The organism is Hymenobacter sp. (assembly GCF_031398885.1).
GTDB lineage: Bacteria > Bacteroidota > Bacteroidia > Cytophagales > Hymenobacteraceae > Hymenobacter.
The window spans coordinates 60,388-81,380 of the sequence record NZ_JANNOD010000020.1 but is presented as its reverse complement, the minus strand read 5'-3'; the positions used below and the strand labels follow the sequence as shown (position 1 = coordinate 81,380).

The 20,993-nt window shown below is 64.3% G+C and carries 21 protein-coding genes; 10 read left to right on the top strand and 11 right to left on the bottom strand.

Annotated elements, in window-relative coordinates; genetic code table 11:
* Positions 1–41: 41 nt before the first annotated feature.
* Positions 42–770 carry a class I SAM-dependent methyltransferase gene (locus RMO51_RS02555; RefSeq protein ID WP_310391705.1) on the bottom strand — a complete coding sequence of 243 codons (729 nt, stop codon included), beginning with the start codon at positions 768–770 and terminating at the stop codon, positions 42–44.
* A 145-nt stretch (positions 771–915) separates the two neighbouring features.
* Between RMO51_RS02555 and RMO51_RS02550 the strand changes: the two genes are divergently transcribed.
* Both RMO51_RS02550 and RMO51_RS02545 read left to right on the top strand, forming a co-directional pair.
* On the top strand, positions 916–1,089 hold the full coding sequence (locus RMO51_RS02550) for a DUF2256 domain-containing protein (protein ID WP_310391703.1): 174 nt from the start codon (positions 916–918) through the stop codon (positions 1,087–1,089).
* Positions 1,090–1,166: 77 nt separating this feature from the next.
* A complete protein-coding gene (locus RMO51_RS02545) occupies positions 1,167–1,457 on the top strand; it encodes a hypothetical protein (protein ID WP_310391701.1) in 291 nt (96 codons plus the stop codon).
* Between the two features lie 105 nt (positions 1,458–1,562).
* Here RMO51_RS02545 and RMO51_RS02540 read toward each other — a convergent pair whose 3' ends face one another.
* From RMO51_RS02540 to RMO51_RS02520, 5 genes are all read right to left on the bottom strand, one after another.
* Positions 1,563–2,396 carry a molybdopterin-dependent oxidoreductase gene (locus RMO51_RS02540; RefSeq protein ID WP_310391700.1) on the bottom strand — a complete coding sequence of 278 codons (834 nt, stop codon included), beginning with the start codon at positions 2,394–2,396 and terminating at the stop codon, positions 1,563–1,565.
* Positions 2,397–2,411: 15 nt separating this feature from the next.
* The gene (locus tag RMO51_RS02535; RefSeq protein WP_310391699.1) at positions 2,412–3,137 is read right to left on the bottom strand and encodes a cytochrome b/b6 domain-containing protein; all 726 of its coding nucleotides are present in this window, start codon (positions 3,135–3,137) and stop codon (positions 2,412–2,414) included.
* Positions 3,138–3,442: 305 nt separating this feature from the next.
* Positions 3,443–5,329: a CHRD domain-containing protein gene (locus RMO51_RS02530; protein ID WP_310391697.1), complete on the bottom strand. Its 1,887-nt coding sequence runs from the start codon at positions 5,327–5,329 to the stop codon at positions 3,443–3,445.
* 348 nt (positions 5,330–5,677) lie between these two features.
* Entirely contained in the window at positions 5,678–7,045 is a 1,368-nt protein-coding gene (ffh, locus tag RMO51_RS02525; protein WP_310391696.1) for a signal recognition particle protein, read from the bottom strand.
* Between the two features lie 42 nt (positions 7,046–7,087).
* Positions 7,088–7,612 (bottom strand): hypothetical protein, encoded by a 525-nt coding sequence (locus RMO51_RS02520; protein ID WP_310391694.1) that lies wholly within the window; start codon positions 7,610–7,612, stop codon positions 7,088–7,090.
* Between the two features lie 104 nt (positions 7,613–7,716).
* Between RMO51_RS02520 and RMO51_RS02515 the strand changes: the two genes are divergently transcribed.
* A complete protein-coding gene (locus RMO51_RS02515) occupies positions 7,717–9,027 on the top strand; it encodes a glycosyltransferase family 4 protein (RefSeq protein ID WP_310391692.1) in 1,311 nt (436 codons plus the stop codon).
* A 24-nt stretch (positions 9,028–9,051) separates the two neighbouring features.
* Here RMO51_RS02515 and RMO51_RS02510 read toward each other — a convergent pair whose 3' ends face one another.
* The 3 genes from RMO51_RS02510 to RMO51_RS02500 all read right to left on the bottom strand — a co-directional run bounded on the left by RMO51_RS02510 (position 9,052) and on the right by RMO51_RS02500 (position 12,511).
* A complete protein-coding gene (locus RMO51_RS02510) occupies positions 9,052–9,969 on the bottom strand; it encodes a hypothetical protein (protein ID WP_310391690.1) in 918 nt (305 codons plus the stop codon).
* On the bottom strand, positions 9,969–11,441 hold the full coding sequence (locus RMO51_RS02505) for an MBOAT family O-acyltransferase (protein WP_310391689.1): 1,473 nt from the start codon (positions 11,439–11,441) through the stop codon (positions 9,969–9,971). Before RMO51_RS02505 ends, RMO51_RS02510 begins: the two co-directional genes overlap by 1 nt.
* Positions 11,442–11,551: 110 nt before the next feature.
* The gene (locus RMO51_RS02500) at positions 11,552–12,511 is read right to left on the bottom strand and encodes a trypsin-like peptidase domain-containing protein (protein ID WP_310391687.1); all 960 of its coding nucleotides are present in this window, start codon (positions 12,509–12,511) and stop codon (positions 11,552–11,554) included.
* Positions 12,512–12,695: 184 nt separating this feature from the next.
* Between RMO51_RS02500 and pseB the strand changes: the two genes are divergently transcribed.
* The 4 genes from pseB to RMO51_RS02480 are packed head-to-tail and all read left to right on the top strand — an operon-like array spanning position 12,696 to position 16,344.
* Positions 12,696–13,715: a UDP-N-acetylglucosamine 4,6-dehydratase (inverting) gene (gene pseB / locus RMO51_RS02495; RefSeq protein ID WP_310391685.1), complete on the top strand. Its 1,020-nt coding sequence runs from the start codon at positions 12,696–12,698 to the stop codon at positions 13,713–13,715.
* A 15-nt stretch (positions 13,716–13,730) separates the two neighbouring features.
* Positions 13,731–14,915, top strand: a complete 1,185-nt coding sequence (gene pseC / locus RMO51_RS02490; RefSeq protein ID WP_310391683.1) for a UDP-4-amino-4,6-dideoxy-N-acetyl-beta-L-altrosamine transaminase — start codon at positions 13,731–13,733, stop codon at positions 14,913–14,915.
* A gap of 41 nt (positions 14,916–14,956) precedes the next feature.
* Complete coding sequence (locus RMO51_RS02485) at positions 14,957–15,610, top strand: pseudaminic acid biosynthesis-associated methylase (RefSeq protein ID WP_310391680.1); 654 nt, start codon at positions 14,957–14,959, stop codon at positions 15,608–15,610.
* Positions 15,610–16,344 carry a glycosyltransferase family protein gene (locus RMO51_RS02480; protein WP_310391679.1) on the top strand — a complete coding sequence of 245 codons (735 nt, stop codon included), beginning with the start codon at positions 15,610–15,612 and terminating at the stop codon, positions 16,342–16,344. Before RMO51_RS02485 ends, RMO51_RS02480 begins: the two co-directional genes overlap by 1 nt.
* A 258-nt stretch (positions 16,345–16,602) precedes the next feature.
* Here RMO51_RS02480 and RMO51_RS02475 read toward each other — a convergent pair whose 3' ends face one another.
* Both RMO51_RS02475 and RMO51_RS02470 read right to left on the bottom strand, forming a co-directional pair.
* Complete coding sequence (locus tag RMO51_RS02475) at positions 16,603–18,201, bottom strand: hypothetical protein (protein WP_310391676.1); 1,599 nt, start codon at positions 18,199–18,201, stop codon at positions 16,603–16,605.
* On the bottom strand, positions 18,198–18,482 hold the full coding sequence (locus tag RMO51_RS02470; RefSeq protein WP_310391674.1) for a TylF/MycF/NovP-related O-methyltransferase: 285 nt from the start codon (positions 18,480–18,482) through the stop codon (positions 18,198–18,200). The genes RMO51_RS02475 and RMO51_RS02470 overlap by 4 nt, the downstream gene beginning before the upstream one ends.
* 744 nt (positions 18,483–19,226) lie before the next feature.
* Between RMO51_RS02470 and RMO51_RS02465 the strand changes: the two genes are divergently transcribed.
* The 3 genes from RMO51_RS02465 (at position 19,227) to RMO51_RS02455 (ending at position 20,945) form a co-directional block, all read left to right on the top strand.
* Complete coding sequence (locus RMO51_RS02465) at positions 19,227–19,832, top strand: GNAT family protein (RefSeq protein ID WP_310391672.1); 606 nt, start codon at positions 19,227–19,229, stop codon at positions 19,830–19,832.
* Between the two features lie 95 nt (positions 19,833–19,927).
* Positions 19,928–20,479 carry a UDP-4-amino-4,6-dideoxy-N-acetyl-beta-L-altrosamine N-acetyltransferase gene (gene pseH / locus RMO51_RS02460; protein WP_310391671.1) on the top strand — a complete coding sequence of 184 codons (552 nt, stop codon included), beginning with the start codon at positions 19,928–19,930 and terminating at the stop codon, positions 20,477–20,479.
* A 55-nt stretch (positions 20,480–20,534) separates the two neighbouring features.
* Complete coding sequence (locus tag RMO51_RS02455; RefSeq protein ID WP_310391670.1) at positions 20,535–20,945, top strand: MaoC family dehydratase; 411 nt, start codon at positions 20,535–20,537, stop codon at positions 20,943–20,945.
* Positions 20,946–20,993 lie beyond the last annotated feature (48 nt).

Below are 20,993 nucleotides of genomic sequence, written 5' to 3'. Positions count from 1 at the left end.
TAACAATGAGCAGTTAACAGCTAGCCGTTGACAGGGAGTAGTTAACTGATTTGTAATCGCACCAGGTACTGCTCGTCCTCGTCCTCGCCCAGGAAATCGGCGGTGTAGCCCGCCGCTTCCGCCGCATCCGTGAGCAGGGCCGCGTCGACGAACAGCCACGGAAAGGCTGCGCCGGTGCGGCCCTCGTAGCTGAGCGAGTACTCTACTTCGCCGTAGTACGGGCCGTTCAGATTGAACACGAGGGCGCCTTCTTCGTCTTCGTAGAGGTAGCGCACGTCCGAAGACGTGGCCAGAATCTGGCCGCCGGGCGCCAGCAGGGTGCGGGCGTGGGCCAAAAACCGGTCGAGGCCGCCCAGGGTACCCGTCAGGCCCAGCCCGTTCATCAGCAGCAGAACGGTGTCGTAGGGCAGCTCGGTGGGCGGCAGCGGGGCAAACAGGTCGTGGCGGGCCACGGTGCGCACGCCGCGCTCGGTCATCACCTGCGCCGCCCCGGCCGACACGTCCACGGCCTTCACCGCGAAGCCGCGGCTTTGCAGCTCCAGGGCGTGGCAGCCGGCGCCGGCGCCCAGGTCCAGGACCCGGCCCCGGCTTTCGTCGAGGGCCAGGCGCTCCAAATCGGGCATCTGCAGCAAGGTGCGGAAAAAATAAGCGGCGGGCAGCGGCTCGTCGTCGGCCACGTTGCAGTGCACGGTGAGGGCCGCGGCGGCGTCGCCGCGGTGGTAGGCCAGCAGGGCGTGGCCCAGGATGTCGGGGGCGGAGGTGGTGGTCATGAACGGGGCGCAGGGCGGGTGGGGCAAAAAAGCCGGCAGCGCGCGGCACCGGCCCCGCTTCCTAACCCCTTCGGGGCCGAAAAGTACCCAAAACTTCGCGGCGGGGCCGGGCGTTTGCGTAGCAGCTTCCTTATTCGCCACCGCCATGCTCCCCCAAAAACTTCGCAAAGGCCAGCTGCCCACCAAAATCTGCGTCACCTGCGGCCGTCCTTTCGAGTACCGCAAAAAGTGGCGGGCCAACTGGGACGAGGTGAAATACTGCGGCGAGAAGTGCCAGCGCAACCGCCCGTCTGCCGGCGCGCCCCGCCCGGCCGCCTGAGTAACAACACCCGCCGCCCGCATCTTTGCGGAGCCGTGGCCGTTTTGGTTGCAGCTCCCCGCTTTTCACCCCTGCTTATGGCTTCCAATCTCGACTACCTCGACCCGGCCCTGATTCCGCTGGAAGAAAAAGTAAAAGCCTACCTGGAAACCGAAAAAGCCCTGCGCAAAGCCACCGAACAGGGCCAGAATTCGGCGGACCAGCGCCGCGAACTGGCTCGTCTGGAGCAGGAGATTCTTGCCCTGCTGCCCACCCGCGACGAATGGGTGAAAGTAAACCTGGGCTACGGCCCCAGCCGCGTGGGCGCCTGGCACGTACCCGCCACCACCGGTGCCCCGGAGCGCTACGAACTGCGGGTAATACACTGATAACGCTGCGCTCGATAACGCTGCGCTTAATGAGGAATGAGGAATGAGGAATGAGGAATTGTCGCCGGAGAATTCTTCATTCCTCATTCCTCATTCTTCATTAATTCAATGTCCCGCGTCCCAGTCGTAGCCCAGCTCGGCCCAGTAGTCTTTGGGGCGGGTATCGGCGAAAGCAATGGTGCCGATGCGCTTGAGATGCTTGATGCCGTACTTGAGCGGGGTAACGAGGCGCAGCGGCGCGCCGTGGCCGGCCGTGAGGGGCTGGCCGTTCATTTCGTAGCACAGCAACGTCTGCGGGTGCAGGGCGCTGGCCATGTCGAGGCCCACGTAATACGCGTCGTCGGGCGTGCGCATGCCCACGTAGGGCGCCAGGTCGGCGGGCGGGTTGCGCGGGTCGGCGGCGCGGCCGGGGCGGGTGGCCAGCGGGTAGCGCGCCAGAAAATCCGAGAAGCGCGCCCCGCCCCAGCTCACCACCGTGCTCCAGCCTTCGATGCACTTGAGCTCGGTCGTCATTTCTACTTTGGGCAGGGCCTGAATATCGGCCAAGGTGAACTCCCGAACGGGGCCCGCGCCGTAGCCCTGCACGCGCAGGCGCCAAGTGGCCGGGTCCAGCGGGGTCCCCAGTCCAACCTTGCCGTTTTCGCGCGGCGTCTTGGCGCGGCTGCGGGCAAACTCGGGGGCCAGGCGGGTTTCGCGGTAGTAGGCGCTGGTGAGGCGGCTGTTAACGTCCAGCACCTGGCGCAGGGGGCGCGGAATGCCCGCGTCGTCGGGCCGCGCCAGCAACCAGCCCCAGCCGCCCAGACCGGCCAGCCCGGCCAGGCCCAGGCCAATGAAGGCCCGGCGCGAGCGGCGCTGGGCTTCGGCCAGCACGGCCGCTTCGGGTTGCAGGGGCGCGCGGGGCGCTTCGGCCGGAACCGGGGCAGCGGGTTGGTCAGTCATACCGGACACGGAAAGTTATTTGGAGGAAAGCGAAGCATCGGCCGCGGGCAGCGAGGTGGGGCCGGCCGTCACTTTGTGGGTGGCGGGGTCCACTTCTTCAATTTCGAAGCCGGCCACCATCGCCCGGAAATTGTTCCAGCCGGCCCGCACCACCTGGGAAATGTGCACGATAAAAAACAGCACGTAGCCGATGGTGAGCGCGAAATGGATGATGCGGGCAAACTCGTAGCCGCCCAGCAGGCCGGTGAGCCAGCCAAACTGCGTGGGCTTGTAAATGGCCAGGCCGGTCAGCACCGAGCCCGCGCCCATCAGCACCACGCTGGTGTAGGCAATTTGCTGGGCGCCGTTGAACTTGCGCACCGGCAGCGGCCCCTTGCGCAGGCCCAGGTCGTGCAGCGTCACCTGAATGGCTTCTTTAAAGGAGTGCCGGGTGGGCAGCAGGTAGCGCCATTCGCCCGAGAAGATGGTGAAGCCCACGTACAGCAGGCCGTTGAGGAAAAATACCCACATCAGCACAAAGTGCCAGGCCATGCCCTGGGCCAGCTTGTGGTCGACGTGGAAGGCCTTGTAAAAGGAGGTGGGAAAGAACTTGAACAGAGTCGTGTCGCCCCAGCCCAGCCGGTACACGTCGTTGGCCCAGTAAATCCACATCCCGCTCCAAATCATGAGGCTGAGAACGGGGAAGTTCACCCAGTGAAACCAGCGGATGGCCAAAGGATGCTTTTCAACGAGTTGCTTCATAAACAGCGGTGGGGCTTCGATGCCGACGCAATGTACACGGCGTGCCCGGCTTGGCCTTTCGGGAAGCTTGACGCTTTGCCCGGGCAACCCTTACAATTCCTGCCCCCCATAAACGCAAAAAAAGAGGCGCCCCAAAGGAACGCCTCTTTCCATACCAAAACACCTTAAAAACTATTCTTTCACGTAGGCGTCAACAAGAATTGCACCAAAAGATTCCGTGACGAATGAGTTTTTTAAATCGTATTCAGTACAAGTTCTTTGTGTCGAAAAACTTCTACCCTAATTCCTGTACCAGCCGCTGATTTTTACTCTTTGGCGATGCGCGTGACCAGCTGGGTTTCGCCCAGTTCCAGCGTGAGCAGGTAGATGCCGGGCGCCGCGCCGGGCAGCTCCACGGGCAGGGCGTTGGCACCGGTGCGCACGGCCACCGTCCGCGTGGCCACGGCGCGGCCCAGCACGTCGGTGATGCGCAGCCGGCCCGTGCCGCTCGTCCGCGCGTCGAACGACAGGGTCAGGGCCGACGTGAAGGGATTGGGAGCGGTGCCAAAAGTTTCGGCCACCAGGGCGGCGGGCTGGGTGGCCAGCACGCGCTGCAGGTTGCGGGCGCCGCGGTACACCTGGCCCCGGATTTCGCCGCTGGAGTTGGCCGCCGTGTGGATGTTCATGTAGATGCTGTCGCGCTGGAACTGCCGGGAGCGGCGCAGGTCGAATGGCTGCGGCGTGGCGTCGTTCTTCCAGAAGCCGTAGGCCGCCACGGGGTTGGCCGAAGGCGAAAAATACGGCATCAGGTCAAATACCACGCCGCCCGACTCCGAGGCCCGCCCGGTGTGAAAGTGGCCGACGGTGACCGGGCCGCTCAGCCCGCCCCACACGGCCATGAAGTGGGCGTTGCTCTGGTCGCGGTCGATGCTGACCACGCCCGCGCCGTAGCCGGGGGTGGTCACCGGGTTGGGCCGCTCCTGGGCGCCGTTGAGCGAGATGGTGTACCCTTCGCGGGCCAGGCGCAGCACCTGCCCCCGGATTTCCCCGTTGGGGTTGGCGGCCGTATTAATGACCACGTTGATGTCGCCGCGCAGGAAAAAATTGACCCCGGCGGCACTGAGGCCCGTAAGCTGAACGCCGACGATGTTACTGGTGGGCGCGGTGACGGGCAGGCTTCCCACCAGCGTCGCGGCCGTGTTGGCCTGGCCCGCGGGCGAAGCGTACACCGATAAGCTGGTGGGCGGGCCGCTCAGGTCGGAATAAGCTACGAAAACGAACGCCGTGTCGAGCGTGGCCGTGAGGCGACCAACGGCGACTCCTTTGCCGGTGGCCGTCGTGGCGGGCACCATCTGGCTGCCGTCGAGGCGCGCGTCGTGGGCCAAGTAACGCGCATTGTCCCCAAAGAGCTGGCCCCGAATTTCGCCGCCGGGGTTGTTCGCCGTGTGGATGTTGATGTAAATCTGGCCCTGAGCCAGGGACGTGAGGAAAGCCGGCGTCAGGCCCGTTGTTGGCGTGATTTCGCCCTCGATGACGTTGCCCGAGCGAAACGGCAGCAGGTTCACAACCACGCTACCGTTCGCCCCCACGGCTCCGGTGTGGAAGTGGGCCATGGTCAGGGCGCTGCTCAGCCCCGCGAAGGCCACCCGAAACTTCAGCTTCTCTTGGTTTTGGCTCAGGGTGAAGATGCCCAGGCCGGTGGCGGGGGTGGTCACGGCCGGGTTCTGCTGGTCCCCGGTGAGGCTGGCCACGATGGCGTTGTCCGACTCCAGCCGCACCTGGCCCCGGATTTCCCCGTTCGGGTTGGCGGCGGTGTGGATGTTGACGTAGTACTGCCCGAGCAGTATTTTGGCCCGCCGGGCGGGAGTGAGGTCGGTGCCCGTGACGAAGCCCGAGAGACGGTTGCCGCGCACGATGGGCACCAGGTTGATGATGACGGGCCCGGTGGCGCCCACGGCGCCCTCGTGCAGGTGGGCGCCGGTGATGGCCCCACTCAGGCCGTTGAAAGCCGCTTGCACAAACAGGGTATCGCGGGTTTCGTTGAGCGTGAAGCCGGCCACGCCCTGGGCCGTGGTGGTGACCGCCGGAACTTCTTGGTCGCCACTAAGGCGGGCCGAAAGCAGCAGGTGCGGACGCAGATGGTCGGCCGAGGCAACCAGGGGCGCGGCCAGCAGCAGGGCTGCTGCTAGCGGGCGGAGTAGCTTTTTGAGCATGGGGGTTGGGGGTGAAATGGTGAAAATGTGTGAAAAACCTGCGGATGAGCCGTCAGCGCAGTTGCTCGCAGTTCGCTTGCCTTGGCCAACTCGGCCAATTTCCTCTGGTCGTTGCCTCGCAAAGGAAGTATTTGACGTTGCCGGCACCGTTATGACTTGGATGTTGCGAAAAGGTTTGAGCCGACGCCGGGAAGACAGGTATTTACCCAAATCTTGTCACAGCAACCATCCCTTCAAGCCCCGTCAGGCAAGGAACTGGCCATCCCCTCAGCTCCTGCGCCGTAAAGCCGAAAGGGCCCAGACTCACGTCTGGGCCCTTTCGGTGCATTGCTCGGCCGCGCGGTGGGCTTAGCGCATCAGGCCGCCGGGGCCGCCCTTGCCCATGCCGCCCATCATCTTCTGCATCTGGGCCAGGCCGCCCTTGGTCTGGCTCATCTTGTTCATGGTGCGCATCATCTTGCGCATGTCCTCGAACTGCTTCATCAGCGCGTTCACCTGCTGGATGTCGGTACCCGAGCCCTTAGCCAGGCGACGCTTGCGCGAGCCGTTGAGCAGGTCGGGGTTGGCCCGCTCCTGCCGGGTCATGCTTTTGATAATGGCCTCGACGGGCTTGAAGGCGTCGTCGTCGATGTCCACGTCCTTCATGGCCTTGCTCATGCCCGGAATCATGCCCATCAAATCCTTGATGTTGCCCATCTTCTTGATTTGCTCCAACTGCGAGAGGAAGTCGTCGAAGTTGAACTGATTCTTGCGGATTTTGGCGTTGATGCGCTTGGCCTCGTCCTCGTCGAACTGCTGCTGGGCGCGCTCCACCAGCGAAATCACGTCGCCCATGCCCAGGATGCGCTGGGCCATGCGGTCGGGGTAGAACAGGTCCAGCGCGTCCATCTTCTCGCCGGTCGAGATGAACTTGATGGGCTTTTCTACTACCGCCCGGATGCTCAGGGCCGCCCCGCCGCGCGAGTCGCCGTCGAGCTTGGTGAGCACCACGCCGTCGAAATTCAGCCGGTCGTTGAAGGTCTTAGCGGTGTTCACCGCGTCCTGGCCGGTCATGGCGTCCACCACGAACAGCGTCTCGCTCGGGTTGATGGCCGCCTTCACGGCCTCAATCTCGCGCATCATCTGCTCGTCCACGGCCAGGCGGCCGGCGGTGTCGATGATGACGACCTTCTTGTTGTTTTTCTTGGCGTACTCGACGGCATTGCGCGAGATGTCGACCGGGTTTTTGTTCTCGACTTCGGAGTACACTTCCACGCCGATTTGCTCGCCCAGCACCTTGAGCTGGTCGATGGCCGCGGGCCGGTACACGTCGCAGGCCACCAGCAGCACCGTGCGGTTTTGCCGCTTGATGAAGCTGGCCAGCTTGCCGGCAAACGTGGTTTTGCCCGAGCCCTGCAGGCCCGAGAGCAGCACCACGGCCGGGTCGCCCTTAATGGTGATGTCCTGCTTTTCGCCGCCCATGAGCTCGGTCAGCTCGTCGTACACGATTTTGACCATGAGCTGGCCCGGCGACACGGCCGTGAGCACGTCGCGGCCCATGGCGGCGTCCTTAATCCGGTCGGTGACGTCCTTGGCTACCTTGTAGTTCACGTCGGCATCGACCAGCGCCCGCCGAATTTCCTTGATGGTGGCCGCGACGTTGATTTCGGAGATGCTGCCCTGGCCTTTGAGGGTCTTAATGGCCCGGTCGAGCTTGGTGGAGAGGTTATCGAACACTTTATTGATGTGCTAATTAGATGGTGTGCTAATGTGCTGGGGCTACGAGGCGCTGCGCATCTGTTCCTCTACGGCCCGCAAGCGGGCATCCAATTCGGCGTTGGTGGGCTGCCGGGCTTGGGCTTCTTCGACGTGGCTCAAACGCAGGTCAGAAGCCTTGGTTTGCTCGGTCAACTGCCCCACCTGCTCGAAGGTATTGGCGAGGCGACGGTTGGTTTCCTGGGCTTGCACCTTGATTTCGCGGACGTCGCCTTTGACTTCGCGCATGTCGGTTTTGAGTTCGCTGACTTCTCCGGTCAGGTAGTCGACGCGCTCGGTCAGGTGGTCCACGCGTCCGGTCAGGTGGTCGACACGCCCGGTCAGATGGTCAACGCGCCCGGTTAGGTGGTCGACGCTGGTGGCTACGTTGTCGATGCGCGCGCCGAGCCGGTCTTCCAGGCGCAAAAAGCCGTTGACCATGGTTTCGGTCAACTGCGCGAAACGCCGCATGTTTTCTTCCCGGTCACGGTCGGCGGCGCGCAGGCTTTCGGCCAGCAGCGCCAGTATCTCAGAATTATTATCGGCCATCGCGCGCGGGTTTGGGTAATCTGCAATGAGACGTAAAACTACCCAAAAAAGGCCAAAATCCGACAAAGGCCCTACCTTCACCGAGTATTTCTGTCTCCTTCAAAGTGCCCGAAAACCGCCCGCTGCGTTTGCTCGTCATCACCTACTACTGGCCGCCTTCGGGCGGGGCGGGCGTGCAGCGCTGCCTGAAGTTCGTCAAGCACCTGGGCGCATTTGGCGTGGAGCCCACGGTCATCACCGTCGACCCGGCGCAGGCCACCTACCCGGTGCGGGATGAGAGCCTGCTGGCCGAGGTGCCGGCCGGCGTGCGCGTCATCCGCACCAAAACCTCCGAGCCTTTCGAATCCTACAAAAAGCTCACCGGCCGGGCCGTGCCCTACGGCGGCTTTGCCAACGAGGGCAAGCCGGGGCTGGTGCAAAAGGCCCTGCGCTTTGTGCGCGGCAACCTGTTCATCCCGGACCCGCGCCGGGGCTGGAACCGCCACGCCCTGGCCGCTGTGGAGCAGCTGCTGGCCGCCGGCGAAACGTTCGACGCCGTGCTCACGTCCTCGCCGCCGCATTCCACCCAGCTCATCGGCCTGGAACTGAAGAAGCGCCACGGCCTGCGCTGGCTGGCCGACCTGCGCGACCCCTGGACGGATATCTACTACTACAACGACCTGCACCACACGCCCCCGGCCGCCTGGCTCGACGCGCGCTACGAGCGCCGCGTGCTGACCCAGGCCGACGCCGTGCTGGTGACCTCCCCCGAAACCAAGCGCCTGTTCCTGGCCAAGCTGCCAGCGCTCCCCGCCGCCAAGTTCCACGTGCTGCCCAACGGCTACGACGAGTCGGATTTTCAGCGCCCCACGCAGCCGCCCACCGACTGCCTGCGCATCACCCACACCGGCACTATCACCGAGCTGTACCACATTGAGCGACTGCTGGAGGCCGTGGCCACATGCGCCGCCCGCCACCCCGACGTGCCCTTGCGCCTGCGCTTCGTGGGGCAGGTGTCGGCCGAGTTGCGCGCCCAGATTGCGCGGGCGGGGCTGGCGGCGGCCACGGAGTTCATCGACTTCGTGCCGCACCACGAATCAGTCGACCACCTGCTGAGCGCCTCGGCGCTGCTCATGGCCATTCCCGACGTACCGCGCAACTTCGGCATCCTGCCCGGCAAGGTATTCGAGTACCTGGCCGCCAACAAGCCCATCCTGTGCGTCGGCCCGGCCGGGTCCGACGCGGACCACCTGTTGCAGGAAGGCGGCGCCGGCCAGGCCCTGCCCTACGAAGACTACGCCCTGATGCTGGAAACGCTGGAAGCCCTGGTGGCCCAGTGGCGCCTCAACCCCAACCTGGACCTGCCAGCCCTGAGCCACCGGCGGTATTCCCGCCGGGCCCTGGCGGGGGAGCTGGCGGAAATCATCGAGCTGTAGCCTACCCGGGGGCGAACAAATACCTCAGCGGCGAAGGTCTTTGGCCAGGCGCTGACTGAACGCCGCACTGGCGGCGCGCTGCATGTGGTTGCCATCGGTGGTGGCGTAAGGCCGGGCGCTGTAGTCGAAGTACGGCACGGCCAGGGCAGCCGCAACCTGGCGCATCAGCGGGTCGAAACCGGGCTGGTAGTTCTGCTCGAGTTGCAGCAGTGCCGGACCCACCGGCAGGCGCACCACGCACACGCGACCGTGCTGCTTAAGCAGCGCAATGGTGGCCCGCAGCGCCTGCAAGCGGCCCGCGGAAAGGTGCTGAGTGGCGGCCAGGCGGCGGTAGTCGAGCAGCTTGCGGGCAGTGCGGGCCCGCACTTGGGCGCTGTCCGTGCCGATGCGCACATCGAGCCATCCGTCGGGGTGGAGGCGCTCGGTGGCGGTGGCGTAGTCGAGCAGCAGGCGGTAGAGCGGCTTGGTCTGGTAGCGGGCGAGGTAGGCCAGGTTGGGGCGCTGGCTGACCTCGCTGAGCTGGCCGATGAAGGAATTATCCTCCGGGTACTGGCCTTCCGGGCCGGTGAGCGAGAGCGACCACGGGTCGACGGCCACGATGAACAGGCCGTTTTTCACCCCCGGCCGCAACTTGCGCCGGATGCTGCGCAGATAGGCCGGGCCGTAGGGCGAGTGCGTGAGCGTGAAGGCGTAGTTGAGCAGCGGGCCCTCGTATTGCGGACCGAGCTGGGCCCTCAAAACCGCGGGTCGAATACCCTGTGCCGCCCGCGACGTGCCCACAATCAACGAGCCGGCCAGCGGGCTGGTGAACCGGCCGTAGAACGCATCGACCTGCCCCCCGAGCACCACCGGCCCCAGCGCCAGCGCGCCCGCCGCAGCCAAGCCGGCCAGCAGCAGCAGCCGCGCCAGCAGCCGGAAGCCCGCGGAGGCAAAGAGGCCCATCAAAATTGAAAATAGATAAAGGAGGTGCTGTTGAACACGCCCAGGTACAGGATGAGCAGGGTGAGCCCCGCGTACCCGGCCCAGCGCACGGCGAACGGCTGCGCCGCCACCCAGGCCTGCGGGCTGCGGCGGCGCCCCAAGTATTCCACCGCCAGCATCAGGCCCGTGCCGAGCGCGGCCACGGCCAGCTCGGGGCGGTAGTGCTGGGAAAACTCCAGCAGCAAAGTGGTCAACGCGCGGCCATTCAGGCCGGCCCAGCCGCTGGGCAAGTGCCGGCTGATGAACACGGCATCGGCCAAGGAATTGGCGCGGAAGAATATCCAGGCGTAGGCCACCAGCCCGAACGTTGCCGCCACGCCCAGCCCGCGCCGCAGCCGCGGGTGCCCGGCCAAGCCCGTGCGCTGCGCCAGCCGCTCCCGCAGCGGCCGGGCCCCGGTGCCGACGACCAGGTACAGCCCGTGCAAGCCGCCCCAGACCAGAAACGTCCAGTTGGCGCCGTGCCACAGGCCGCTGAGGAGAAACACCGCCAGCAAATTACCATAGGCCCGGCCCGGCCCCACCCGGCTGCCGCCCAGCGGAATGTAGACGTAGTCACGGAACCAGCTCGACAGCGAAATGTGCCAGCGCCGCCAGAATTCGGCCACCGACGCCGCCTGGTATGGCTGCCGGAAGTTGAGGTTGAACTCGAAGCCCAGCACCCGGGCCGCGCCGCGGGCCAGGTCGGTGTAGCCCGAGAAGTCGCCGTAAATCTGGAAGGTGAACGCCAGCGTGGCCAGCACCAGCAGCGGGCCTTCGGGGTGCTGGCGCGGGTTATTGAACACCGGGTTGACGAGCAGGGCCAGGCGGTCGGCCACCACTACTTTCTTGAACAGGCCCCAGGCCATGAGGCGCAACCCGCTCACCACCCGGGCGTAATCGAACTCGTGGGTTCGCCGGAACTGCGGCAGCATGTGCCCGCCCCGCTCGATGGGCCCGGCCACCAGCTGCGGAAAGAAGGCCACGAACAGCGCAAACCGCCCAAAATTCCGCTCCGCAGCCAGCCGCCCCTGGTACACGTCGACGATGTAGCCCACCGACTGAAACGTGTAAAATGACACCCCCACCGGCAACAGCAGACCCAGCGCCGGGCCGGTTCCGTGCGGCAGGTGCAGCGCCTCGGCCAGCTGTAGGGCCGCATCCCGAAAAAAGTTGAAGTACTTGAACACGAACAAGGTGCCCAGGTTGCTGGCCAGGCTCAGGTAGAGCCAGGGCCGGCGCGCCTGCTTGGTGGGCAGCTGGCCCATGCGGTAGCCGCTGTAGTAATCCAGCAGCGTAGTGGCCAGCAGCAGCAGGGCGTACGCCGCCCGCCAGCTCATGTAGAAGTAGTAGCTGGCCAGCAGCAGCAACCACCCGCGCCACCGCGGCGCCAAGCCGAAATACAGCCCGACCACCACCGGGAAGAACACCAGAAAGTGTAGAGAATTAAACAGCATGCGCAACGCGGCAGAGGCTCCGCCGGCCAAAGGTCGGGCGCCAGCGGCGGATGCGGACGAACGGAGTTCTTTTTATTCCACTCCACTCACGCATCCCAAAAACAAAACCCCTACGCCGCCACCGGCCGAGCCCGCGCCGGGCCCGCGCCGCTCTCGACGGGCGTGATGCGCAGGTCCAGTTTCTGCTGGCCGCGCAGGACGGTCAGGTACTGGAAGGCCCCGATTTTCTCGCGGGTGAGCAGCCGGAACAGGTCGTCGGAGCTGGCCACGGGCTGGTCGGCGAAGGCCACGACGAAATCGCCCGCGCGCAGGCCGGCAGCTTCGGCCGGCGAGCCGGACTCGACGCTCACCACGAAGAGGGCCGTGCGGGCCGGGAGCTGGTGAAAGTTCACCACCCGCGGGTGCAAATCAACCTGCTGGGTCATCAGCCCCAGGTAGCCGCGCCGCACCCGGCCTTCGCTCAGCAAGGCGGGCAGAACGGTGGTGGCCGTGTTGATGCCGATGGCAAAGCACAGCCCCTGCGCGCCCCGAATCGTGGCCGTGTTGACGCCCAGCACCTGCCCCTCGGCGTCGACGAGCGGGCCGCCGCTGTTGCCGGGGTTCAGGGCCGCGTCGGTCTGGATGACGTTGTCGATGAGCCGCCCCGTCTCGGTGCGCAGGGTGCGGCCCAGCGCGCTCACCACCCCGCTCGTGACGGTGTGCTGGAAGCCGTAGGGGTTGCCGATGGCAATGACAAGCTGGCCGATTTGCAGGGCCGCCGAGTCGCCGAGCCGGGCCGCCGGGTGCCCCGTGGCCGGTGTGTGCAGCAGGGCCAGGTCGGAGTCCGGGTCTTCGCCGACCAGCGCGGCCGGGTACTCGGTGCCGTCGGCAAACGTCAGGCGCAGGTCGTCGGCCCCGTGCACGACGTGGCTGTTGGTGAACACGTAGCCGTCGGTGGCAAACAAAAAGCCGGAGCCCGACCCGGCGGGAGCTGGTTTTTGCTGCTTGTTCTTTTTCCAAACGTCAATCTTCACGACGGAATGTTTGGCTGCGGCCACGGCCGCAATCACAATTTGCGAATAAGAATCCATGAGAATAAAAGCAGAAGATAAGAGAGTGAGACGGGTGAGAGGCAAATAGTTAGCCGCCGGCAAAAGCGCGCCACTCTGGCAGTAACCAGCTCCGCCCCGCCTTTGGGAGGGCGGCCCATCGGCCCCGGCCCAACCAAGCCGGCCTGAACTACTTTTGTGGTCCTGTTTCGGCTTATTTCCTTTCATGGCTCTCGACCTCAACCACAAATCCATCCTCGTTACGGGCGGCACCGGCTCGTTCGGCAAGCAGTTCGTTCGCACCGTGTTCGATAAGTTTCCGCAGGTGAAGCGCCTGGTGGTGTTCTCGCGCGACGAGCTGAAGCAGTACGAAATGAGCCAGGAGTTTAGCCCGGCCAAGTACCCGGCCATTCGCTACTTCCTCGGCGACGTGCGCGACCCGCAGCGCCTGCACCGCGCCTGCGAGGGCATCGACATCGTGGTTCACGCCGCCGCCCTCAAGCAGGTGCCCGCCGCCGAGTACAACCCGATGGAGTGCATCAAAACCAACATTTTCGGGGCTGAAAACGTCATCAACGCCGCCCTCGATTCGGGCGTGAAGGACGTGGTGGCCCTGAGCACCGACAAGGCCGCCGCGCCCATCAACCTGTACGGGGCCACCAAGCTCTGTTCCGACAAGCTCTTCGTGGCCGCTAATAACATGAAGGGCGCCCGCGACCTGCGCTTCTCGGTGGTGCGTTACGGCAACGTGATTGGCTCGCGCGGCTCGGTGGTGCCGTTCTTTTTGCAGCAGCGCCACACCGGCGTGCTGCCCATCACCCACCCCGACATGACGCGCTTCAACATCTCGCTGGAAGAAGGCGTGGATTTAGTGTTGTATGCTTTGGAGCATGCCTGGGGCGGCGAGATTTTCGTGCCCAAAATCCCGAGCTACAAAATCACGGAAGTGGCCCGCGCCATCGGGCCGGACTGCGAGCACCGCATCGTGGGCATCCGCCCCGGCGAGAAGCTGCACGAGGCCATGATAACCGAAACCGACGCCCTGAGCACCGTCGAGCTGGACCGCTATTACGTCATCCTGCCTTCGATGCCCATCTGGAACATTGAGAAATTCGTGGCGCATTTCAACGGCCGGCGCGTGCCGCTGGGCTTCCAGTACGACTCGGCTAATAACGAAGAATGGCTCGACGCGGAGCAGATTCGAACCGAAATCCGGCTGCACGTCGATGCCGGGTTTGAGGCTTAAATGAGCAGTGGCCCGATGTCGAACGCAGCTTTCCACCCCACCCGGCCCCTGCCCTACGGCCGCCAGCAGATTACCGACGCCGACGTGGCCGCCGTTGCGGCCAGCCTGCAGGCCGACTTCCTGACCCAGGGGCCCGCCGTGGGCGAGTTCGAGCGGCAGTTTGCCGCCTACGTGGGGGCCCGCTACGCGGTGGCCGTGAGCAATGGCACGGCCGCCCTGCACCTGTGCGCCCTGGCCCTGGACGTGCGGCCCGGCCAGCGCGTCATCACCTCCCCGCTCACCTTTGCGGCCTCGGCCAACTGCGTGCGCTACTGCGGCGGCGAAGTGCACTTCGCCGACATTGACCCGGCCACCGGCCTGCTGGATTTGGCGCGGGTGCGGGCGCTGCTGGAGGCGCACCCCAAAGGGCATTTCACCGGCTTGATACCCGTGGATTTTGCCGGCCTGGCCGTGAACCTGGAAGCCGCCCGCCACCTGGCCAACGAGTTTGACCTCTGGATAATCGAGGATTCCTGCCACGCGCCGGGCGGCTTTTTTGTCGATTCCGAAGGCCGCGAGCAGCCGTGCGGCAACGGCGCGTTCGCCGACCTGGCCATCTTCAGCTTCCACCCCGTGAAGCACATTGCCACCGGCGAGGGCGGCATGATTACCACCAACGACGAGCGGCTTTACCGCCGCCTGCTGCGCCTGCGTACCCACGGCATCACCCGCGACCCGGCCGAGCTGGTGCGCGCGGCGGACGGCGGCTGGTACATGGAAATGCAGGAGCTGGGCTACAACTACCGCCTGCCGGACCTGAACTGCGCCCTCGGCCTGAGCCAGCTCGCCCGCGCCGACGAGGGCCTGGCCCGCCGCCGCGCCCTGGCCGCCCGCTACGACGCGGCCTTTGCCACCGTGCCCGGCGTGACGGTGCTGGCCCCCGGCCGCCCCGGCCACGCCTACCACCTCTACGTCATTGAAGTAGCCAACCGCAAAGGGCTATACGACTTCCTGAAAACCCGGCAGATTTTTGCGCAGGTCCACTACATTCCGGTCCACCGCATGCCCTACTACGAGGGCCTGGGCTGGCGGGCCGGCGACTTTCCGCTGGTGGAAGCCTACTACGGGCGCTGCCTGAGCATCCCGCTGTTTCCCACGCTCACGGACGAAGAACAGGACTACGTAGTGGCGTGCATCAGGGAGTTCGTTTCCGCCAACTGACTGTTAACCATCAACTAATCATCACCCTTTACCCCGCAAACATGCAGCTTACCAAACAGGAAAACTTTTGGGCCGGCAACTTTGGCCGCGAATACACTGACCGCAACTCGCGTCACCTGGACGAGTGGAACGAGTTCTACCGCAGCACCTGGGGCCACTCGAAGCTGGAGATGAACGAAGAATTTATCGGCGACCTCGCGCGCGAAGCCCGCATTTTGGAAGTGGGCTGCAACACCGGCATGCAACTGATGGGCCTGCAAGCGGCGGGCTTCACCAACCTCTACGGCATCGAAATCCAGGCTTACGCCGTGGAGAAAGCCCGCGAGTTCGTGCGCGGCGTGAACGTCATGCAAGGCAGCGGCCTGGACCTGCCCTTCAAAGACGGCTTTTTCGACCTGGTGTGCACCAACGGCGTGCTGATTCACATCGCCCCCGACGACCTGCCGCGCATGATGGCCGAGATGGTGCGCTGCTCCAGCCGCTACATCATGGGCTACGAATACTACGCCCCCGAAACCACGCCCATTCACTACCGCGGCAACGAAGGCTTTGCCTGGAAAAGCAATTTTGCCCAGCTTTTCCTCGACCACTTTCCCGAGCTGCGCCTCGTGAAGCAGCGGCTCTACTCCTACGTGTTGGAGGCCGAGCGCGGCAACCAGGACGTGATGTACCTGCTCGAAAAAGTCCCGGCCTAGTGCAACGGGTCGGCATCGTTTCGCAGGTGCGCATGGGCAGCACCCGGCTGCCGGCCAAGGTGCTGCTGCCCGCCGCCGGCCGGCCGCTGCTCGACTACCACGTGGCCCGGCTGCGGCAAAGCGGCCTGCCCGTGCTGCTGGCCACCACCACCGAGCCAGCCGACGACGTGCTGGCCGCCTACGCCGCTACGCACCACCTGCCGTGCCACCGCGGCAGTGAAACCGACGTGCTGGGCCGTTATTACGAAACGGCCCAGCGCTTCGGCCTCGACGTCGTCGTGCGCGTGACCTCCGACTGCCCGCTGGTGGACGGTCCCCTGATTGGGGCCGCCGTAAGGCGCTATCTGGCGGAGGGCAACCCGTTGGCCTACCGCTCCAATACCTTTATTCGCACCTTACCGCGGGGGCTGGACTTTGAGGTTTTCTCCGTGCAAATGCTGGCCGAGGCGCACGCCAACGCTTCGCTGCCCTACGAGCGGGAGCACGTGACGCCTTACCTGAGAACCAACCCCGCCACGGCCGGCCGCGTGGTGCACCGCAACGAGGCATGGTCCGGCGGCGACTTTAGCCGCTTCCGCATCACCCTCGACACGACAGAGGACTACCAGGTGCTGCGGGCGCTGATTGAGCAGCACCGCGCCGCCGACCTCGGCGTGGCCGACCTGCTGGCTTTGCTCGAAGCTCACCCCGAGATAATGGCCCTGAACGCGCACGTTGAGCAAAAAACCTCATGACCCCGCCCGACAACTTGCGCTTCAACGAGTTAGCTTCCACAAAACCAGGCCCTGACCCAACCTTGGCTGAGTTTGCCCGACTGACGCCCCGGCCCCCACTCCCGAAAAAACTTACCGGCCCGTTAGCCCCGCCCGATGAAGTGCGGCGCATCGACGGCCGCTCGCGGCCGGGTGCTAGCTGACAGCTCCGTTCGAGATACTACCCCCGACCCGCTGATTCTTTTTCTGGTGGTGCCGTACTCCACCAACGCAACGAGATTAGAACGCGTGGTCGCCACCCACAGCTCCACTCCCGTTAAAATCGAAGTACCAGGAAGTGACGAACGGGTTGTCGGCCTGGATGGTGACCCAGCCGGGCTCCTTTTGCAGAAAATCCCGCAGTTCCGCATCCGTTGGGATGTCCAGCCGCAACTGCCCGAACGGCGGCAGCTGGGCCTGGCGGGTCAGCGTCTGGCTGTCGGCTTCGCGGTAAAAAGTCAGCTGGAGGTGGGCCGGGGTCGCGTATTCTTTCAGGGAAGCGCCGTTCAGGACGACGACCACCGAGTGCTCGCCGTCCAGGATGGGGCTCCATTTGAACGTGCCGGGCTTCGTCAGCATCTTGGCGTTGGCCAGTTGCGAGTTGAAGCAGACGTTGGTGGGCAAATCGATGGCCCGGCCCGCGCGCCCCACGTTGAGCCCAAACTTGAGCCGGGTGGGAATTCGCTTCCGCTCGGGCCAATGCTTGACAATGTTCGCGCCGCGCAGCTGCCGGGCCTGCTCCGGCGTGAAGTGCTGCTGCACTATCTGGTTGAAGTCGAGCGTGAAGAAGTGTTCGGGGGTTGTTTGCAGGTGGCGCCAGTTGGGCACGACCCCGACCCGCCGGCCGACGGCATCGTAAAATTCCAGGTCAATGCCGAAGGCGGACGGCGAAGAAATCGGGTAAAACACCAGGTGGGTGTACTGCCCTTCCTCCAGAAACAGCGGCACGAACACGGCGCTGTCGTGAAACCGCTCATCACTGTTCTCCCAGTACGCGCCCGGGTCGCTCACGGCGGAGCTGTCGTAGTAGGTGTGGGTAATGCTCAAGGCGTGGCGCCGGCGGTCGAAGTTACCGGCCACGAAGCGCGGAAAAAACCCCCGAAAATTGTGGTGAATCTTAATCGTGCCCTTCTCGCCGTGCAGAATGGCGTCGAGGTCAATGTGGTCGCGGAGCTGAATAAAATAAGCCGCATAAGGCTTCACGTCGGCAAGCGTGAACTCGCCCGTGGTGGCGTGGTCGTGCTCATCCACGATGGTCCAACCAATGGTTTGTGACTCGTAGGCGTACACGCCGTTCACAAAGGCAAAAAACGGCGAATAGGCTTCTCCCGACAAAATATCAAAACCGCATTCCGGGACGATTTTGTCCTCGTTTTCCTGCAGGTCCTCGATGTCGTTGTACACCCGGCCGGTGGTGTGCACGCTGGCCATGAACTCATCGCCGAAGTAGTTGAGCACGAACGCCGGGTAAGGGTACACCAGGTCGCGGGTAGCAAATATTTCCAGCTCCAGCGAACCGGTGAAATCACCGCCCGTATCGCCCAGCGGTGTTTCGGCCAGCAAAGTGCCCACGCGCAGCGCGAAGGCTTTGGGCTCGGTCACGAGCAGGCTTTTGCGCAGCAGCAGGGTGCCGGCCGGCCCGCGCAGCGTCACCAGCATCTGCACCTCAGGAATGTGGCGCTTGAGCAGCCAGTAGCCCATGAACAGCACCCGACTGGAATAGTGGGCGGAGTGGAGGACGGGAAAAATGGCCGAGGAGCGGAAAACCGGGCGGCGCATCAGGCTCACCGTCTCGCCGGCGGCCAGCGTGGATTCGAGGTGCTTCTGGTAGCTTTTCATGGGATGGGGCGGACCGCCGCGGGTTTGCAGATAAAACTCGGGGTGTGGGTATACGGCAGTTTCTGGAGCGTGAAGCCGTGGGCCTGTAACAGCTCGTCTACGGCGCGGGTTTCTCCGGCCACCGTGCCGTAATCGGCAAATACCAGCAGGCCGCCGGGCACCACCAAGTCGTAGGGCGCATCCAGGGCCACTTTGCTGGGCTTGTACACATCCACGTCGATGTGCAGCAGGGCAAATGCGCAGCTCCGGGTGGGCGGCCACGTAGGCGGGAATGGTTTCAATGACGTCGCCCGGCACCAGTTCCACGTTACGAATGCCTTTGTGGGTCAAGACCGCCTGTACTTGCTTCATGCTCAGAACCTCGCCTGCCACGGCCTCGTGACGGGCCGCAAAATCGTTGTCCGCTGCGTCATCGTGGCATGGAAAGGAGCCAAAAATATCGAACCCGATGAGGCGCCGCGAAAACGGGCTCTCCACCAGTTCCCGAAACGTAGCCCAGCGCACCAGCGACGTAGCTTTGAAGACACCGCACTCCACCACTTGGCCGGGTAGACCGGTTATCATCCGATATAGCTCAAAGTGAGCCAACGCTTTGGCTAACCGCGTAATATCGCTGGTAAGTTAAAACCCGTTTTCGTAAGCAATGGCTTGAGTGGAAGCGAATTCGTTAATGGTCATGCGGCCGTAGTCAAGAGGAGAATCGCAAAAGTAAAGAAAGCTCCACTATTCGGTGCGAGGCTTTCTAATGTCGACGCAAGACCTTGCTCTTCAACGATTAAGCATTGCGTTCCTGTTCCTGAACTCCTTGCCCTTCACGGTTAAGGAGATAAACAGTAGGCACTGGCTGGCAGCCAACCGACCCGAATTTCCACCATCTGCCGGCCCCCGGCCAAGCCGGCAACGGTTCCAACGAAGCGACCCGCAGCAAAGCGTAATTTGGCACCCGGTTGGCGTAATATTTTGTTTGCAAAGCGCTGCCAAGTTTCGGTTTCCCACCGTCGCCGGGCTCATTCGACTCATATTTCATGAACCCTACCCGCTTGCCCACCCACTCTTATTTGGGTCTGACCGACCACCACCACTCCTACCAGCTCGTTCCGATTCGCTACGACGACCGGGAGCCTATCCGGGCTTGGCGCAACGCGCAGCTGGAGGTGTTGCGCCAGGCAGAGCCGCTCACGGCCGCGCAGCAGGACGCTTATTTTCAGCGGGTAGTGCTGCCCTTGTTTGCGCAGGAACACCCCGACCAGCTGCTGTTTTCGCTGTTGCACCACGGCGAACTGGTGGCCTACGGCGGCCTCGTCCATATTTCCTGGCCGGACCGGCGGGCCGAGGTTTCCTTTCTCGCTGACCCGGCCCGGGCCGCCGAAGCCGCTACCTACCGGGCCGACTTTCTGACCTATTTGCGGCTGCTGGGCCGGGTGGCGTTTGAAGACCTGCGGCTCCGTCGGCTGGTCACGGAAACCTACGACATCCGGCCGGCGCACGTGGCCATTATGGAAGAAGCGGGTTTCCGGTTTGAAGGGCGCCTGCGCCAGCACGTGCGTTTAACGTCCGGTATCTTCGCCGACTCCCTGCTGCACGGCCAGCTGGCCGCCGACTATGCTGCCGCTCATGGACCGGTGGTTTAGCTCAATCTTGGCCGGCGGCGGGGCAGCAAGGCGGCCCACCGGCCAAATGGTCCCTCGACTGTTTTTATCCCCCACCCCGTTGCTTATTTTCTGCTGTGCAAACCGACCTTGACCTGCTGCGCCCCCTCACTGCCGCCGACCTGGAGCTGGTCCGCACCTGGCGCAACTCCGAGGCCGTGGCCCAGTACATGTACACCGACACCCCGGTTTCGGAGGAGCAACAACGGGCGTGGTTTACGCGGATTAGCGCCGACGCCAGCAAGGAATACTGGCTGATTGCGCACCAGAACCGGCCCGTGGGGGTGGCCAATTTGTACGCCATCAACCCCGCAGCCCGCTCCTGCTACTGGGCCTTTTACCTGGGCGATGAAAACCTGCGGGGCAGCGGCCTAGGGGCCAAAGTCGAACTGGCGGTGCTGGAATACGTGTTCGAGGTGCGCAAGCTCAACAAGCTGCTGTGCGAAGTTTTTGTGAGCAACGACAAGGTCATTGCCATGCACGAGAAGTTCGGCTTCCGGCGCGAATCCTACTTCCGCCAGCACGTCTACAAAAACGGAAGCTTTCGGGACGTGGTGGGCCTGGCCTTGCTGCAGCGGGAATGGCAGCAGCTGCGGGAGCCGCTCAAGGCCCGGTTTCTGCGCCCCTGACTTGCCCCAATCAGCCCTCGGTTTGCGGTTGCCGCGCCCAGCTTTTTTCACTTCCATGCCCCTGGCCCTCGGCGACACCGCCTCCCTGCGCAAAACCATCACCGATGCCGACGTGCGGCAGTTCGCCGAGCTTTCGCTCGACTCCAACCCGCTGCACCTCGATGAAGAATACGCGGCGCGTTCCCGCTTCGGGCAGCGCATCTCCCACGGCCTGCTGTACGGGGCCCTGGTTAGTGCCGTAATAGGCACCCGACTGCCCGGCCCCGGCACCATCTACCTCAGCCAGAACTTCCATTTTCTGAAGCCGGTTTTTCGGAACGACGTCATCACCGCGACCGTGACCGTGACCGCGGTCGAAACCGCCCGCCGGCAGGCCACGCTCCGCACCGACTGCCACAACCAGCACGGCACCCTCGTGCTCACCGGCGAGGCCCGCGTGCTGCTGCCGCCCGCCGCGGGCCATTGAGCGGCGGCGCGCACTGCCCCGGCGGTTACCTTTGTCGCCTTGCTCCTA